This is a genomic window from Francisella opportunistica, assembly GCF_003347135.1.
Taxonomy (GTDB): Bacteria; Pseudomonadota; Gammaproteobacteria; order Francisellales; family Francisellaceae; genus Francisella; species Francisella opportunistica.
The window spans coordinates 151,033-166,267 of record NZ_CP022377.1 but is presented as its reverse complement, the minus strand read 5'-3'; the positions used below and the strand labels follow the sequence as shown (position 1 = coordinate 166,267).

Here is a 15,235-nt window from a genome sequence, read left to right as displayed (position 1 = left end):
AACAATAACAATGAAAAACATATTAATACTATACTACAGTCAAGGTGGAAGTACAAAGAAAATGGCCCACACTATAGCCTTTGGAGTTGAGGCTACAGGAGCAACCGCAACAATCCGCACTGTACCAAATATTTCTGCAAAAACTAAGCAGCTTGAGCCTTTAATTCCAGCTGATGGCGATCTATATGCAACAAAAGAAGATTTAGCTAACTGTGATGGTCTTATTGTCGGTAGTCCAGCATATTTTGGCAACATGGCTTCGCCACTTAAATACTTTTTAGAGATACATAGTGATCTATGGTTTAAAGGTAATCTAATCGGCAAACCAGTAGGTTTTTTCACGACAGCATCAGGAATGCATGCAGGTCATGAAAGTACTTTATTATCGATGATGATTCCTTTTATGCATCATGGTTGCTTAATAGTGGGTGTACCGTATAGCGAACAAGCTTTAGAACATACTCGTACAGGCGGTACCCCATATGGAGCGTCACATTTAAATACATTCTCAGCGAATAAAACCATGTCTGATGATGAGATAAAGATATGTAAAACTTTAGGCAAACGAGTTGCTGATATTGCTAATAAATTGTCTTGCTAGGAGAAAATAAATGAAGAATTTTTTTTGGATTTGTACTTTGTTATTATGTTTTTTGTTGACAAACTGCACTAGTTCAGCACCAAGCTATTCAGCTAATTCTATAGGTCAGGTATCACAAGTTGAACAAGGTAAAATCATAGATATCCAACAAGTTAATATCAAAGGCTCTGATAATATCGGTGCTCAATTAGGTGGCCTTGGTGGTGCCTTTGGTGGTGCTTTTGCCGGTGCTGGAGCTGGTATGCTTACAAGCATAGCTGGATCTATAGGTGGTGCAATAGTAGGTGGTATTGCTGGTGGAGTGACCGAAGATGCTATAACATCATCAAAAGGCTATCAATTTACAATAAAACTACATAGTGGAAGAATCATAGCAATACTCCAAGAAGATAAACATAATCTTAATATTGGCGATCAAGTAACTATATATATGTCAGGAAATAATACTCGAATAGTCCCAGCAAGAGACTAAACAAAATTAAAAATAAGTAAAATTTGCTTTTATAATAATTATGGTTTAGTATATAAATTTGCTACTCTCGAAAAAGCTAACTATTAACTTTTAATGCTTAGCTATTTTAAAAAGAGGAATTTAGTTAAATGTATAAGACAAAAATTACTAGTTTAGGATTGAGTATCTGGTTTATTTGCGCCTTCTTTTATGCCCTTGAGTACTTCGTAAGATCTTCAACAGGTGCATTACTAGATGGTTTTATGAAAGAACCTTATAACCTTAATATTGCTTCAACAGCATTATTTAGCTCATCTTTTTATTGGAGCTATATAGTTTCGCAAATTCCAGCTGGTATAATTGTCGATAAATTCGGTGTCAAAAAGGTAATGACATTTAGCAGTGTTATCTTCTCTATAGCTATGCTTATTGCAACTATAGCCTATTCTGAGCCTATGCTTCTAGTATATAGAATTCTAGCAGGATTTGGCGGTGGCTTCGCTATTTTATGTGCGATAAAGTCAATAGCTATTTGGTTACCAAATAGACTCTTTCCAGCATTTACAGGTCTTACCCAATTTGTCTTATATATTGGTGCGACACTTTCTGCTGCTCCATTAGTTTTTTTATCTAAATATCTTAGCATCTCACAAATTATGGCTTTAATTTTTATAGTCTCTTTTGTACTATTATTATCTAGTATTTTTGTTATCAAAACTCACCCTGATTATAAAAAAGAAAATAAATATAACAACAAACAAAACCAAACACTAAAAGATATTTTAGCAGTTCTAAAAAACAAACAAATTTGGTTTAATGGTCTATTCTGTTTTACGATATATGGTACTACTGTATTATTTGCAGATTTATGGGGTATAAGGTATCTGACTTTATATGGTTTTACCCAAAATCAAGCAGGGTTTTGTACTTCACTAATTTTTATCGGCGTATGTATCTTTAGTCCAATTTGGGGAGTGATAGCATCTGCAGTAGATAGTGAGAAAAAATTTCTTTTAATTTCGCCCATATTTGGTTTTTTCATTGTGACTTACTTATTATTCTTTAATGAAAATATTATTATTGCATATATCCTTTGTGTTTTATTTGGCGGTGTTCAGGCTGTACATGTACTTAACTATTCTGCGCTGAGAAATACAGTATCTGTGACACAAATAGCTACTGGATTAGCGATTGTAAATATGTTTTTACCATTAAGTGGTGGAGTATTACAACCAATTACAGGGGCTATGATCACCTATCTCAAAAAAACTCATGAAGCGCTCTATGCTTTCCAAACAACATTGATAATCATTCCTATTTTGATGGTTCTCTCTTTTATAATCGCTTTATTTATCAAAGATTCTAGCAGCTAAAATACATACTACTTTACTCTGGCTTTTTTTTATTCTATTATTTGTTATACAAAAATTTTAATAACATATAAATCATGAAAAAATATATACTAATAGCTTTATCAGCTATCATTATCGTAGCTTTAGTTGCTATCAACCTTTTAGTCGAAAATGTTAAGCCTCAAACAACAAAAGGTAGCCATGACATATCAGTTGTCGCTGCTGAAAATCAATATGGTAGTATCGCTAAGCTTATTGGTGGTAGTAATGTCAAAGTTACTAACATAATCAATAATGCTGATGGCGATCCGCATACTTTTGTCTCATCTGTTAAGAATGCTAAATTACTAGCTGAAGCAGATGTGATTATCTATAATGGTGCTGATTACGATTCATGGATTACGCCAATACTAAAAAGTAACAAAAATGCTGAAATCATTAAGGTACAAGACTTGATAGAATATCCGCAAACTTCAAAATTTGGCATTAATCCACATCTTTGGTATAACCCTGATACATTCCCTGCTTTAGCAGCAAAATTAAAAGATGTTTTTTCTAAACAAGTTCCAGTTGATAGTAGCCTATTTGAAAAGAATCTTGAAAACTTTAATCATAAATATCAAAAAATTTACGATCTAATTAAACAAATAAAGCAATCAAGCTCAGGCACTCCTGTAACAGCTACAGAACCGCTATTTAGCTATATGGCTAATGCCTTAGGATTAAATATGAAAGGTCTTGCATTCCAATGGGTGATAATGAATGACTCTGAGCCTAGTCCTAAAATGATGATTGATTATCAGAAACTCTTTAATGATAAACAAGTTAAAGTACTTTTCTATAATAAGCAAGTTACAGATAATATCACAAATAATGTCTTAGAACTTGCTAAAAAAAATAATATACCAGTAGTCGGCATTACCGAAACTATGCCTACAAATGATGATGCAATCAGCTGGATGATCGAAACATTGCAGGCAACTGCTTCAGCATTAGATAAAGTACAAAAATAAAATGATTAAATGCTCTAACCTTGTGATTGGCTATAATAAGCCGATTACATCTGCGCTAAACCTCGAGATTCCAGCGAATACATGGGTCGGTATCGTTGGTAAAAATGGTGTTGGTAAATCAACGTTTTTTAAGACACTGCTAGGTAAAATACCAAGTATCTCTGGTTCAGTAACTATTAACAATAACAAAATAGACGTTAATACTATTAGCTATATTCCGCAAGAACGAGAAATAAACTTTGAAGAAAAAACGTCAGGCTATACTCTTGTTAAATACAGCTATAAACCAAATTCATGGGGACTACCTTTATTCAATAAAAGCTTTAAAGAAAAGCTAGAATATCTTATCACACTAACGCAAACCCAAGACTACATTTATAAACCATTTAAAAACCTCTCTGGTGGACAAAAAAAACGCATATATTTAGTACAAGCTTTGATTAATGAGCCAAAAATTCTTCTTTTAGATGAACCTTTATCAGATCTTGATCCAGATGCAAAGCAAAGATTCTTAGCTTGCTTGAAAGAAATCTATAAAAAAGAAAATGTCACTTTATTAATAATATCACATGATATGAAAGAGATTAGCACTCAGCTAGATGCCTTTATCCATTTTAAAGATGGACAGTGCCATTATTGTAGTGAGCTACCTTGTTTACAGGAGGATATTTGTGTTTAACTATACTTTTATGCTCTATGCATTTATAGCTGGAACAATAATAGCAATTATATGTGGTATTATTAGCTTTTTTGTCATAATTAGAAGATTATCATTTGCCTCACATGCTTTAGGGCATATTAGCCTAACAGGAGCATCTGGTGCGGTACTACTTAACCTATCAGCAATGACTGGACAACTTGCGATAAATCTTGTCGCTGGATTACTTATGGGAGCTTTTGGTGATAAGATTAAGAAAAATGATATTGCTATCGGTATTGTCCTAACTTTTTTCCTAGGTTTAGGTACTTACTTTCTATTTTTATACCAAAGTGGTTATTCTGGTTCTGTAATGTCTATCCTTGTTGGAGACATACTCACAGTTAGTCTTGAGCAAATATATATTCTTTTAGGTTTAGCAATATTTACAATAACATTACTTATAATAATTGCTCGACCATTATTTATATCCTCAATAGATCCGGTATTTGCCGAGTCAAAAAAAGTATCAAACAAACTTTTATCTATATTACTTTTTATATGTATCGCAATAACTGTATCTATGGCTTGCCAAGTCGTCGGTATCTTATTAGTATTCTCACTTTTAATCGGACCTGCTGCTATTGCAACTCAATGGCTTGATGGCTTCTATAAGCCTATTGCTCTAAGCACTTTGATTTCAGTGTTGACAATATGGTCAGGCATAGTAGCTGCCTACTACATTGATGTGCCAATTAGCTTTTTTATTACAACTATTATCTGTATTTTATATCTAATAAGTATACTAAAAAACAAGTTTCAATAATTTTCACTAATCTATAACTATTTGACTATACCAAAGTTGGCTTTATATTTATAATTACGCTAATTCCAAACAGTTTAAGCTAATCTAAAGAACTAAAATGATAATTACAAAAGAAATTGAATATCGTGGTGATGGCGTCTTACTAAGAGGCTTTTGTGCATATCCAGATAGAGGCGCACATCTACCAGCTGTATTAATAGTACCAACATGGGCAGGTAGAGATGATTTTGCCTGTGATAAGGCAATAGCGATGGCTAGAAAAGGCTATCTTGGCTTTGCTATAGATATCTATGGTGATGCAAAAGTAGGTAAATCTAAACAAGAAAATGCTACTTTGATGAATAACCTCTTAGCCGAAAAATATGCATTAATGACAAGACTTAGAGCAGCATATAGCAATGTAAAAAGAATGCCGAAAGTTGATAGGGCAAATATCGCTGCAATAGGTTTCTGTTTTGGTGGCAAATGTGTTTTAGATATGGCTAGATCAAATTTTGAACTTAAAGCAGCAATTAGCTTTCATGGTTTACTAGAATCTAATATTGTCAAAGAACAAAATATCGATACTAAAATACTCGTTCTACATGGTTATAATGATCCAATGGTATCACCAGAGCAAGTCAATAAATTTCAGCAAGAAATGGATAAGCGCAAAGCAGATTGGCAGTTACATAGTTTTGGGAATACTTATCATGCTTTCACAAACCCTAACGCAAATGATCTTGAGTTTGGTACAGTATTTAATAAACTCTCAAACAAAAGAGCTTGGAAATTAGCCGAAGGTTTTCTTAGAGAAGCTTTTGTGAGTAGTTACTACTAAATAAGTTGTCTATCAAGATTTATTTTATAAGACCAATATATGGTAGCTCACGATATTTCTCATCAAAGTCTAAGCCATAGCCAACGATAAACTTATCTTCTATTTCAAAACAGACATAATCAAGCTTAACATCTCTTTCAAGTCTTGCTGGCTTAAACAATAAAGTAGCGAATTTTAGTGTTTTAGGATTATACTTGCCGATACCTTGCATCAGCCTATGATAAGTGTGTCCGGTATCTACTATATCTTCGATTATTATGATATTTTTACCTTTGATATACTCTTCTTTTAATGAAGTCTCTGTCAAAATCACAATGCCAGAACTAGTAGTTCCAGAACCATACGAGGAGGCTGTAATAAACTGCGTCCTTAAATCAATGCGTAGCTTTCTCACAAGATCAGCAAAGAACATAAAAGACCCTTTTAAAACGCACACAAGCGTAACTTCTTGGCCTGAATAATCTTGATTAATCTGTTCTGCTAATTTAGTAACAGCTTGTTCAAGTTGATGGCTTGTTATATAAACCTCAGTATTTTCTGCAGAATAAGTCATAAATTAACCCTTTTTGAAATAATCCTCAAAGAATAAAATTTGTTCTCTAGATGGTCCATATGCTAATGAAGATATTGGAATACCTATATGATTCTCTATAGTTTTCAGATATGTTTTAAGTGCAGCTGGTATATTATCTTTTGTTACAGTTTCATCAATAGAAAACGGCTTCATATCAACAAGAATTGGCTCAACCTTGTATAAATCTATACCAGGATAAGCACAATATATTTCTCTACCCTCATACTTATAACCAATACAAACTTTTAGTGTCTCCATATCAGATAAAACATCAACTTTTGTTAAGGCTATTGATGTTAAGTTTGAGCATTTTGCTGAGTATTTTAAAAGAGGTAAATCTAACCAACCACACCTACGGATTCTACCTGTTGTTACGCCTATTTCACCGCCCTTATGCTGAATAAATTTACCGACATCATCAAAAAGCTCCGTTGGGAAAGGTCCTTCACCAACTCTTGTCGTATAAGCTTTTGTAATCCCAATCACATGATCTAAACTATGCCCAGCAGTTGTTGCTCCAGAATATACACCCGCCACTGAAGTATTAGAAGATGTCACAAATGGATAAGTACCATAATCAACATCTAAAAGCACACCTTGTGCACCTTCATAAACAATATTTTTACCTGCTGCAATTGCTTGATCTATTATTGAAAAAGTATCTACTGCATACTGTTTAAGTTTTTGACCTAAAGCAAAAAGCTTATCAAACTCTTGTTCTAATGTTGGATATTCAACTTTATATAAATCTCTAAATAAAATTTCTTTCTCTGCAAGAGATATAGCTAATCTTGACCTTAATATATCTTTATCAAATAGATGCTTAAATTTGATACCTTTACGCGATACTTTGTCCTCGTATGCTGGACCAATACCTTTACCAGTTGTACCTATTTTTTCACTAGTATTACTTTCTCTAACTGCATCTAAAAGCTTATGATAAGAAGTAATAATTGTACAAGATTCAGAAACAAATAAATTCTCTGCTGAGATTGCTATGCCTGTTGCTTGTAAACGCGTAATCTCCTCATCTAAGGCAACAGGGTCTAAAACCACACCATGACCAATTACACATTTTGTATGCTGATGTAAAACCCCTGAAGGTATCAGATGAAGAAATGTCTTCTTACCATTTACAACCAACGTATGGCCAGCATTATTACCGCCTTGATAGCGTACAACCAAATCTGCTTTCTCAGCTAAAGTATCTGCTATTTTACCTTTACCTTCATCACCCCACTGAGCGCCTACGATTACGATATTTGACATATTAAATTGAATACTATGAGATTAAAATTTTGATAATAAATATACTAATATATTAGCAACTAATTTACTAGTAAAATATCGATTAACAAAAGTGTTTTAACTAAGAATTTATGGTTAAAATTGCTATAATGATAGATAAAATCTAACTTTAAATACATCAATAACAAGGAATAAGCATGTCAAAAATAAAAAGGGTACTAATATCTGTATCTGATAAAACAGGTATCATCGAGTTTGCTAAAGAGTTAAACAAATATAATATTGAAATACTTTCAACAGGTGGAACTTCAAAAACCCTTAAAAATGCTGGAATAAATGTAACAGATGTTTCAGAGCATACAAAATTTCCCGAAATAATGAATGGTCGTGTCAAAACTCTACACCCTCTAATTCATGGGGGTATTTTAGCTGATAGAGATAATCCCGAGCATATCGAGGCAATGCTAAAAAATCACATTGGACAAATAGATATGGTAGTCGTTAATCTATACCCTTTTGTAAATACGGTTAAATCTGGTGCTGACTTTGATACCTGTATTGAAAATATTGATATTGGTGGACCTTCTATGGTGCGCTCATGTGCAAAAAACCACAAACATACTACTATTGTTACCAACCCTAACCAATATGCCCTAGTTATCCAAGAAATGGCTAATAATGATGGTCAAACAACATTACAAACTCGTCGTGAGTTTGCCAAAGAAGCTTTTGCTCATACAGCTGAGTATGATAGTCATATCGCTAACTGGTTCAGTAAAGAATTAGCTGAAGAATACCCACAAAAGCTTTTCTCAGTAGGTACTCTTAAGCAAGTCCTAAGATATGGTGAAAACCCTCATCAAAAAGCTGCCGTATACTCTACAGACAGCGAAAGTATTAGCATTACTAACGCCAAACAGCTCCAAGGCAAAGAGTTATCGTATAACAACCTCAATGATGCTGATGGTGCTTTTGAAATGGTTTGTGAATATTCTAAACCTTCATGTGCAATTATCAAGCACGCTAACCCTTGTGGTATTGCTTCTGGTAAAAATGCTTATCAAGCTTGGACAAAAGCTCTAGCTTGCGACCCAATTTCAGCATTTGGTGGCATTGTTGCATTTAACTGTGAAGTTGATAAAGAATTTGCCGAGTCTCTTGGTAAGATGTTTTTAGAAGTAATAATCGCGCCATCTTATACCCAAGAAGCTTTAGATATTTTGGCAGCTAAGAAAAATTTACGCGTCCTAGCAACAGGCAAAGTTTTTGATAATAAATCATCACCTATGATAAGTAAAAATATCCACGGCGGCATTCTGTCACAGTCTTATGATAATGGTAGTGTTGAAATAAATGACTGCAAGGTTGTCACTGATAGAGCTCCTACTGATAAGGAATGGGCTGATTTAATCTTTGCATCGAAAGCTGTGAAATATGTCAAATCAAATGCAATTGTCTATGCTAGAGATACTCAAACAGTAGGAATTGGTGCTGGACAGATGAGCCGAGTTGATTCTGCGCGTATTGGTGCTGAAAAAGCACAAGCTCACCAAGGCGCTAAAGGCTCAGTAGTTGCTTCGGATGCTTTCTTTCCTTTTGCTGATGGTCTAGAAGAGTGTATCAAAGCTGGAGCAACAGCAGTAATCCAACCAGGTGGTTCAAAAAATGACCAAGAAGTTATCGATGCTGCGAATAAAGCTGGTATTGCTATGGTCTTTACTGGGATGAGACATTTTAGACATTAATTGTAGATAAACGTCTCTAAAAAGACTACAAATAAGTTCTATCTACCATTCACGATAAAATCAATAACCGAACTGCCCAAATAAATAACTATCAAAATTAATTACGTATTCAATATGACTTTTTTGTTTCTAAGACAAAGCTGAAGTCAAAAGTGGTGATATTACTAATATAATTCCAACGAAAATGACAAAATAGATACTTTTTGTACGATATCTCACAAGGCCAGGTAATTTAAAAACAATATATGCTGGCACTAAACAGCCTAATATACCAAATACAGGTCCAGATAAAGGCACTAATTTATATACTGGTGCATCAAAAACTATTGAAAGCCATGTTAGTAGAAAAATTATAACTATTACAAGTGTATTTAAGCTTAAAATATGCTTAGCATCATCTTTTAAACCTAGTCTTGTTGCAGTTTTTCTCAATAATCCTTTTAGGGATTCTTCCATACCTGCTAAAACACTCAAAAACGAAGTTAAAATAGCGCATAAACTAATTATAATTCCACATATATACAACATACCATTAGATAAGCCTTGTTTTTCTAAAAGTATAAATGCTGATTGATTATGTTGTGTAGCTTCTAACGCATCTGCTCTTGGGATAACTAATGAAAATGAAAGTACATAAAAGCCAATAATAACAACTAAGATAATAAATGCTAAAGTCATTGTCCTAACAGTCTTAGCTAAAACAAAGTCTTTGTCTTTTTTACAATAATGCAGCCTATAGCCTATTACCATAGGGCTTAATGATTGAATAAATAAGATCGATGTCAAAGAAAATGGTAACATTATAATACTTTTAGCGATAAACTCGCCACTATCAACAGGTAACTGTAAAACATTATTAAATGACCATAACGGAATTAAAAAAACCGATGCCAAAATAATTGCCACAATTAAAATAACTACTAAAAAAGTTGATACTCTGACAAAAAGCTTCTGACTTTTCATACCTATGAAAATTAGTGCTATCATCAAAACAGCACTGTACAAAGCATTATGCTCAAGATGTGGGTTAGCAGTAAGTTTAAACATATATAAATAAGCCGCTAGAGACTTTGCTACAACTTCAGCGTAGATTATAGTCCATGTTAGCATCATTAATAGATACAATGCCCCTAAAAAAGTTGCCCACTTACCACCTAATAGCTCAGCGACAGTTTCCTTATATGGCCTTGGTTGTTTAGCAGCAAATAAAGTCTGAATATATAGCTTCTGAAAAAGATAAATACCTGGATATGCTATAAGTATCGATACTACAAAGACAGCAAAACCAACCACACCAACACTTACTGGAACCAAAACTATTCCAGCACCAACAGCCATGCCAACACTGACAACTAGCCAACCAAAATCAAAGCTATCAAAATTACGTAAACTCTTCATCTAAAAATAATATACACAAATATGATTTATATTTTAGCTTCTTTAGAACTAATTAAAAATGGTTAAATGACAACAAACTCGATTTATAAATAAAGTGATTATTGATTAAAAAATCAACTGATCAACCACCCTAGTCTATATATGCTAGTAATTTATAAAATCCATCTTTGTTGATTCGATTGGTATTTTTGTTTAAATCAACTATCTTGTTTACTGTTTAACCCAAACTAGTTTATCAGTATCATAACCTAAAGCTTTTGCTCGGTTAATAAAGTCATCTTTGATATTTTGTGGCACTGTTTGTGTTCGAGCAAGTAGCCATAAATAATCTTTATCGGCACCGGCCACATAAGCATATTTATAATCATCATCAAGTTTAAATACTACATACGCCCCATAGAAAGGTCTAAAGAAAGATACTTTAAGGTAGCCAATATTTTTATTTTCAACAAATTTAGCAACTCCTGTAGCATAGCTTCTCTTACCAGTTGATGGTGTGATACCACTATTTACTACTTTTATAGTTCCATCCGGGTTTAAACTATAGTCAGCATAGACATTTATCATACCCTTTTCAAAACTATTATCAAACCTTGCTATCTCATACCATTTACCAAGATATTTATCCGCTTGAAAGTTTTTGACAGGGTTGATATTTGCTGGTTTGCTTACACAACCTGACAGCAATATTAGCGCTGTTGTTAGCAGTACTACAACTAACTTTTTCATAATTAAACCTCTTTTGATTTTTTATATGCTAAACAGTATAGTAAACTAACTATGATATATAACAACAGTTAAAAGTTTTTATTATTATGGAATTAAGTTATTTTGATCTACTGCAAAAAAATGATCTCACAGCCTACAAACTTTTTATCATAACAGGTGATGAACCTCTACAAAGACATAACGCTATTGAAAAAATAATTAATCAGTTTAAAGCTAAAAGTTATGAAATCAATTATCAGGATTTAAATGAACAAAATATAGATGTTTTGTATAACGAAGTTGATAGCCTTAGCTTATTTACAATAAATAAATTTATCCAATTTAATTTTGATAAGCCTCCACAAAAAAAACTCCAACAAGCATTAGTCGATAAGCTTATAAACGATGATGATAATGTTTACTTACTTGTTTTCAGTGGTATGAAAAAGCAAAACACTACAGTGAAGTGGTTTCAAAGCTTAGAGCATAAGGCTATTCATATTCGTATTTTTCAACCAAATTTAGATAATGCCATAAATATCATAAATTATGAAACACAACAAGTCGGCTTAAACCTTACAAAAGAAGCAACACAACTCTTAGCTCTAAAGACTGAAGGTAACTTGGTAGCAACAAAGCAAATCATAAAACTACTCGCACGCCAAAATAGCCAAGTCTTTGATGAAAATACAATTCGTCCTTTTCTACATGAGCATGCTAGTTTTGATGTATTTGATCTTTCTGAAGCAATCCTTTCTCAACACAAAAGCAAAGCACTAAAGATACTCAATAGCATCCTAAACGAAAATGACAAGCCGCCTCTTGTACTCTGGGCTTTAAAAAGAGAGTTAAGAATACTTTCTCAACTTAAGAATACTCAAGCAACTTATCATCAAAAGATCTTTAAAGATAATAATATCTGGTCAGCTAAACAGAAGTTTTATACTAGTTTAGCAAATAAGCTTAGTTCTAAAAAAATTTCAGCAGGGCTGGAAAAATGTCTTGATACTGATCTATGTATCAAAGGTGCGAGAAAAGGCAATATCCAGCTTAAACTTAATGAAATTGTTTTTGATATTTTCTAATAAATCCACTAAGAATTTTTCTAAATTTTAATTGCAACTGTGATAGCAGCATTTACTTTTTTTAGACAATTGATATCATTAAACAGAATTAACCAATGTTAAGGAATATAATAAAGTTATGAAAGTAATAACCGCAGAATACATATGGGTTGATGGTTCAGATCCTGTACCTCATCTTAGATCTAAAGCAAGAGTTTTACCTTTTAAAGAATTTGAGACTCCAGATGACTTCCCAGAATGGAGTTTTGATGGTTCTTCAACAAACCAAGCTACAGGTGATAACTCAGATTGTATTCTTAAACCTGTTAACTTTGTAATTGACCCGCTAAGAGACTATGGCTATTTAGTATTATGTGAGGTTTATAACCCAGATGGACAAACTCCACACAAGACAAATAATCGAGCAAAACTAAGAGCTCTTTTAGATAGTGCCGAAGATCATCAGATGTGGGCGGGCTTTGAGCAAGAATATACAATGTTCAAAGATGGTCGTCCATTAGGCTGGCCGACAACTGGTTTCCCAGGACCTCAAGGACCTTACTACTGTAGTGCTGGAGCAAACAAAGCTTTTGGCCGTGACTTAGTTGAAGCTCATATGCAGGCTTGTCTAGAATCAGGAATTTTATTCTATGGTATAAATGCTGAAGTTATGCCAGGACAATGGGAATTTCAAATTGGTTATAGAGGTGTAGATGGTGAAGATGCTGGTATACTAAATGTTGCAGATCATACTCAACTTGCTAGATGGTTATTAGAGAGGCTTGGTGAAGAATATGGTATTACCATTTCATTTGATAATAAGCCTATCAAAGGTGATTGGAATGGTGCTGGACTTCATACAAACTTCTCAACGAAGAAAACTAGAGATCCTAAAGAGGGTAGAAAAGCTATTGAATACATAGTTAAGAATCTAGAGAAAAACCATAGTATCGATATCAAAAATTATGGTTTTAATCTTCATGAGCGATTAACCGGACTTCATGAGACTTGTGATATCAATACTTTCAAAGTTGGAGATGCTGATAGAGGTTCTTCTATTAGAGTCCCAAGACCAGTTGCTTTAAAAGGCTATGGCTACTTTGAAGATAGAAGACCAGGGGCAAACTCAGATCCATATTTAGTAGCTATAGCTCTTGCGACAGCTACTATTAGCTAAGCAAATCTTATTTATATTAAATCTTCTTTTTTTTCGGTAAAATAATTCAATATTATTTTTAGTAAAAACTGTATATCTATATGAAAACAATAATGATTAAAACTACATCTAGTGGCGAAGACTATTATAAAAATATTTTTAATGCTATCTGTGATAAAGATGGTTTTATAACAAAAATAGATATTTTAGAGATTTTAAATGATTCTGGCATTACTATTGACGATCCACGTATCAAAAAACTAAAAACAGAACTAGATAGCTTAACAGTTATTGATAAGATTGATTTTAATACATTCCTAGAGATTGCATTTGAAAGTATAAATCTTATTGAAAAATCAGTTAATAAAGGTTTTATAATACCTAATTTTAAGGATTTTAAAAAAGAAATCGAAGCTATATATAACGAAACTAAAAAAAATGAATCTGGTAAGAATGCAGACTATATTCCTCAGTTAGCAAGAGTTGATCCTAATCTTTTTGCTGTGGCTTTTTGTAGTGTCGATGGTCAGATGATTACCTTAGGAGATTATCTACAACCTTACTGTGTACAGTCAACTGCAAAAACTATTACATACTGTATAGCCACTGAAGAAAATGGTGAAGATAAAGTTCACCAACATGTTGGCAGAGAACCAAGTGGTATTACCTTTAATGCTATAGCATTAAACAAGTACGACCTACCTCATAACCCAATGATAAATTCTGGTGCTATCATGATGTGCTCACTAATTAAACCAGAATGGAATCTTGCTGATAGATTTGAATACATTACTAATGTTTGGCAAGATTTAGCAGGTGGTGAACCTATTGGCTTTGACAATGCTGTATATCACTCAGAAAAAGAAACTGCCGATAGAAATTATGCTCTAGCTCATTTTATGAAAGAGGTAGGTGCTTTTCCAGAGGGCACAAACATCTACACTGCATTAGATTTCTATTTCCAAACTTGCTCTATTCAAGTCAATGCCAAAAAAATGGCAAAAATTATGGCATCTATTGCTAATGGCGGCATATGCCCCTTTACTAGCAAAAAAATATTTTCGCCAACAACAATTCGTAACTGCTTATCAATGATGTATTCTTGCGGTATGTATGATTTCTCTGGCGAATATGCCTTCTCTGTTGGATTACCAGCAAAGTCTGGAGTCTCTGGAGCTCTAGCTATAGCTATCCCAAATGTTGGTGGTTTTGCAATATTTTCTCCTCGCCTAGATTCTAATCATAATTCTGTTAGAGGTGTTGAATTTAGTAAAAGGCTAATAGAGAAGTTTAGTTTCCATAACTACGACCATATAACTCATTGTGACAAAATAAATCCTGTTGAGAATAGAATGGTTGTTGAGTCAAACTTAACTTTTGAACTAATTTGGGCAGCAAGTGCTGGCGATTTATCTGAAGTAAAAAGAGCCGTTGCCTTAGGTGTTGATATTAACAAAGGTGATTATGATAAAAGAACAGCGCTTCACCTAGCTGCTGCCGAAGGCCATGAAGATATTGTTAAATATCTTATCCGTAAAGGTGCTGAGGTTAATGCTACAGACAGATGGGGCAAAAAGCCAATAGAAGATGCTATAATGAATAATAACACTTCTATAATTGAACTGTTAGACAAATCCTAAAA

The 15,235-nt window shown here is 33.4% G+C and carries 15 protein-coding genes; 11 read left to right on the top strand and 4 right to left on the bottom strand.

The window, feature by feature from the left end; genetic code table 11:
• Nucleotides 1–4: 4 nt before the first annotated feature.
• The 7 genes from wrbA (at nt 5) to CGC45_RS00765 (ending at nt 5,700) form a co-directional block, all read left to right on the top strand.
• Nucleotides 5–601, top strand: coding sequence for an NAD(P)H:quinone oxidoreductase (gene wrbA / locus CGC45_RS00795; RefSeq protein WP_114702002.1), 597 nt, complete (start codon nt 5–7; stop codon nt 599–601).
• 10 nt (nt 602–611) lie between these two features.
• Nucleotides 612–1,073 (top strand): outer membrane lipoprotein, encoded by a 462-nt coding sequence (locus CGC45_RS00790; RefSeq protein WP_071628522.1) that lies wholly within the window; start codon nt 612–614, stop codon nt 1,071–1,073.
• A gap of 128 nt (nt 1,074–1,201) precedes the next feature.
• Nucleotides 1,202–2,425, top strand: coding sequence for an MFS transporter (locus CGC45_RS00785; RefSeq protein WP_071628521.1), 1,224 nt, complete (start codon nt 1,202–1,204; stop codon nt 2,423–2,425).
• 74 nt (nt 2,426–2,499) lie between these two features.
• On the top strand, nt 2,500–3,417 hold the full coding sequence (locus CGC45_RS00780) for a metal ABC transporter solute-binding protein, Zn/Mn family (RefSeq protein ID WP_071628520.1): 918 nt from the start codon (nt 2,500–2,502) through the stop codon (nt 3,415–3,417).
• 1 nt (nt 3,418) lies between these two features.
• A complete protein-coding gene (locus tag CGC45_RS00775; RefSeq protein ID WP_071628519.1) occupies nt 3,419–4,096 on the top strand; it encodes a metal ABC transporter ATP-binding protein in 678 nt (225 codons plus the stop codon).
• Entirely contained in the window at nt 4,038–4,880 is an 843-nt protein-coding gene (locus CGC45_RS00770; RefSeq protein ID WP_114702001.1) for a metal ABC transporter permease, read from the top strand. The genes CGC45_RS00775 and CGC45_RS00770 overlap by 59 nt, the downstream gene beginning before the upstream one ends.
• 97 nt (nt 4,881–4,977) lie before the next feature.
• Nucleotides 4,978–5,700, top strand: a complete 723-nt coding sequence (locus CGC45_RS00765) for a dienelactone hydrolase family protein (protein WP_071628517.1) — start codon at nt 4,978–4,980, stop codon at nt 5,698–5,700.
• 19 nt (nt 5,701–5,719) lie between these two features.
• Here CGC45_RS00765 and hpt read toward each other — a convergent pair whose 3' ends face one another.
• Both hpt and CGC45_RS00755 read right to left on the bottom strand, forming a co-directional pair.
• On the bottom strand, nt 5,720–6,253 hold the full coding sequence (gene hpt, locus CGC45_RS00760) for a hypoxanthine phosphoribosyltransferase (protein WP_071628516.1): 534 nt from the start codon (nt 6,251–6,253) through the stop codon (nt 5,720–5,722).
• Nucleotides 6,254–6,256: 3 nt separating this feature from the next.
• The gene (locus CGC45_RS00755) at nt 6,257–7,543 is read right to left on the bottom strand and encodes an adenylosuccinate synthase (protein WP_071628515.1); all 1,287 of its coding nucleotides are present in this window, start codon (nt 7,541–7,543) and stop codon (nt 6,257–6,259) included.
• 176 nt (nt 7,544–7,719) lie between these two features.
• On the opposite strand from CGC45_RS00755, the gene purH reads away from it, so the two are divergent.
• Nucleotides 7,720–9,267 carry a bifunctional phosphoribosylaminoimidazolecarboxamide formyltransferase/IMP cyclohydrolase gene (gene purH / locus CGC45_RS00750; protein WP_071628514.1) on the top strand — a complete coding sequence of 516 codons (1,548 nt, stop codon included), beginning with the start codon at nt 7,720–7,722 and terminating at the stop codon, nt 9,265–9,267.
• A gap of 129 nt (nt 9,268–9,396) precedes the next feature.
• Here the strand turns inward: purH and CGC45_RS00745 are convergent, their stop codons facing one another.
• Nucleotides 9,397–10,665 carry an aromatic amino acid transport family protein gene (locus CGC45_RS00745; RefSeq protein WP_071628513.1) on the bottom strand — a complete coding sequence of 423 codons (1,269 nt, stop codon included), beginning with the start codon at nt 10,663–10,665 and terminating at the stop codon, nt 9,397–9,399.
• A 210-nt stretch (nt 10,666–10,875) separates the two neighbouring features.
• On the bottom strand, nt 10,876–11,394 hold the full coding sequence (locus tag CGC45_RS00740) for a lipocalin family protein (protein ID WP_071628512.1): 519 nt from the start codon (nt 11,392–11,394) through the stop codon (nt 10,876–10,878).
• A gap of 86 nt (nt 11,395–11,480) precedes the next feature.
• On the opposite strand from CGC45_RS00740, the gene holA reads away from it, so the two are divergent.
• The 3 genes from holA (at nt 11,481) to glsA (ending at nt 15,233) form a co-directional block, all read left to right on the top strand.
• On the top strand, nt 11,481–12,458 hold the full coding sequence (gene holA, locus CGC45_RS00735) for a DNA polymerase III subunit delta (protein WP_071628511.1): 978 nt from the start codon (nt 11,481–11,483) through the stop codon (nt 12,456–12,458).
• 118 nt (nt 12,459–12,576) lie between these two features.
• Nucleotides 12,577–13,614, top strand: a complete 1,038-nt coding sequence (locus CGC45_RS00730) for a glutamine synthetase beta-grasp domain-containing protein (protein ID WP_071628510.1) — start codon at nt 12,577–12,579, stop codon at nt 13,612–13,614.
• Nucleotides 13,615–13,694: 80 nt separating this feature from the next.
• Complete coding sequence (gene glsA / locus CGC45_RS00725; protein WP_071628509.1) at nt 13,695–15,233, top strand: glutaminase A; 1,539 nt, start codon at nt 13,695–13,697, stop codon at nt 15,231–15,233.
• Nucleotides 15,234–15,235 lie beyond the last annotated feature (2 nt).

Excerpts from the sequence above, each read along its gene's own strand:
- glsA (WP_071628509.1), top strand. The coding sequence starts at position 13,695 with ATGAAAACAATAATGATTAAAACTACATCTAGTGGCGAAGACTATTAT.
- holA (WP_071628511.1), top strand. The coding sequence starts at position 11,481 with ATGGAATTAAGTTATTTTGATCTACTGCAAAAAAATGATCTCACAGCC.
- CGC45_RS00765 (WP_071628517.1), top strand. The coding sequence starts at position 4,978 with ATGATAATTACAAAAGAAATTGAATATCGTGGTGATGGCGTCTTACTA.
- CGC45_RS00730 (WP_071628510.1), top strand. The coding sequence starts at position 12,577 with ATGAAAGTAATAACCGCAGAATACATATGGGTTGATGGTTCAGATCCT.
- CGC45_RS00740 (WP_071628512.1), bottom strand. The coding sequence starts at position 11,394 with ATGAAAAAGTTAGTTGTAGTACTGCTAACAACAGCGCTAATATTGCTG.
- CGC45_RS00780 (WP_071628520.1), top strand. The coding sequence starts at position 2,500 with ATGAAAAAATATATACTAATAGCTTTATCAGCTATCATTATCGTAGCT.
- purH (WP_071628514.1), top strand. The coding sequence starts at position 7,720 with ATGTCAAAAATAAAAAGGGTACTAATATCTGTATCTGATAAAACAGGT.
- CGC45_RS00755 (WP_071628515.1), bottom strand. The coding sequence starts at position 7,543 with ATGTCAAATATCGTAATCGTAGGCGCTCAGTGGGGTGATGAAGGTAAA.
- CGC45_RS00770 (WP_114702001.1), top strand. The coding sequence starts at position 4,038 with ATGGACAGTGCCATTATTGTAGTGAGCTACCTTGTTTACAGGAGGATA.
- CGC45_RS00790 (WP_071628522.1), top strand. The coding sequence starts at position 612 with ATGAAGAATTTTTTTTGGATTTGTACTTTGTTATTATGTTTTTTGTTG.
- hpt (WP_071628516.1), bottom strand. The coding sequence starts at position 6,253 with ATGACTTATTCTGCAGAAAATACTGAGGTTTATATAACAAGCCATCAA.
- CGC45_RS00785 (WP_071628521.1), top strand. The coding sequence starts at position 1,202 with ATGTATAAGACAAAAATTACTAGTTTAGGATTGAGTATCTGGTTTATT.
- CGC45_RS00775 (WP_071628519.1), top strand. The coding sequence starts at position 3,419 with ATGATTAAATGCTCTAACCTTGTGATTGGCTATAATAAGCCGATTACA.
- CGC45_RS00745 (WP_071628513.1), bottom strand. The coding sequence starts at position 10,665 with ATGAAGAGTTTACGTAATTTTGATAGCTTTGATTTTGGTTGGCTAGTT.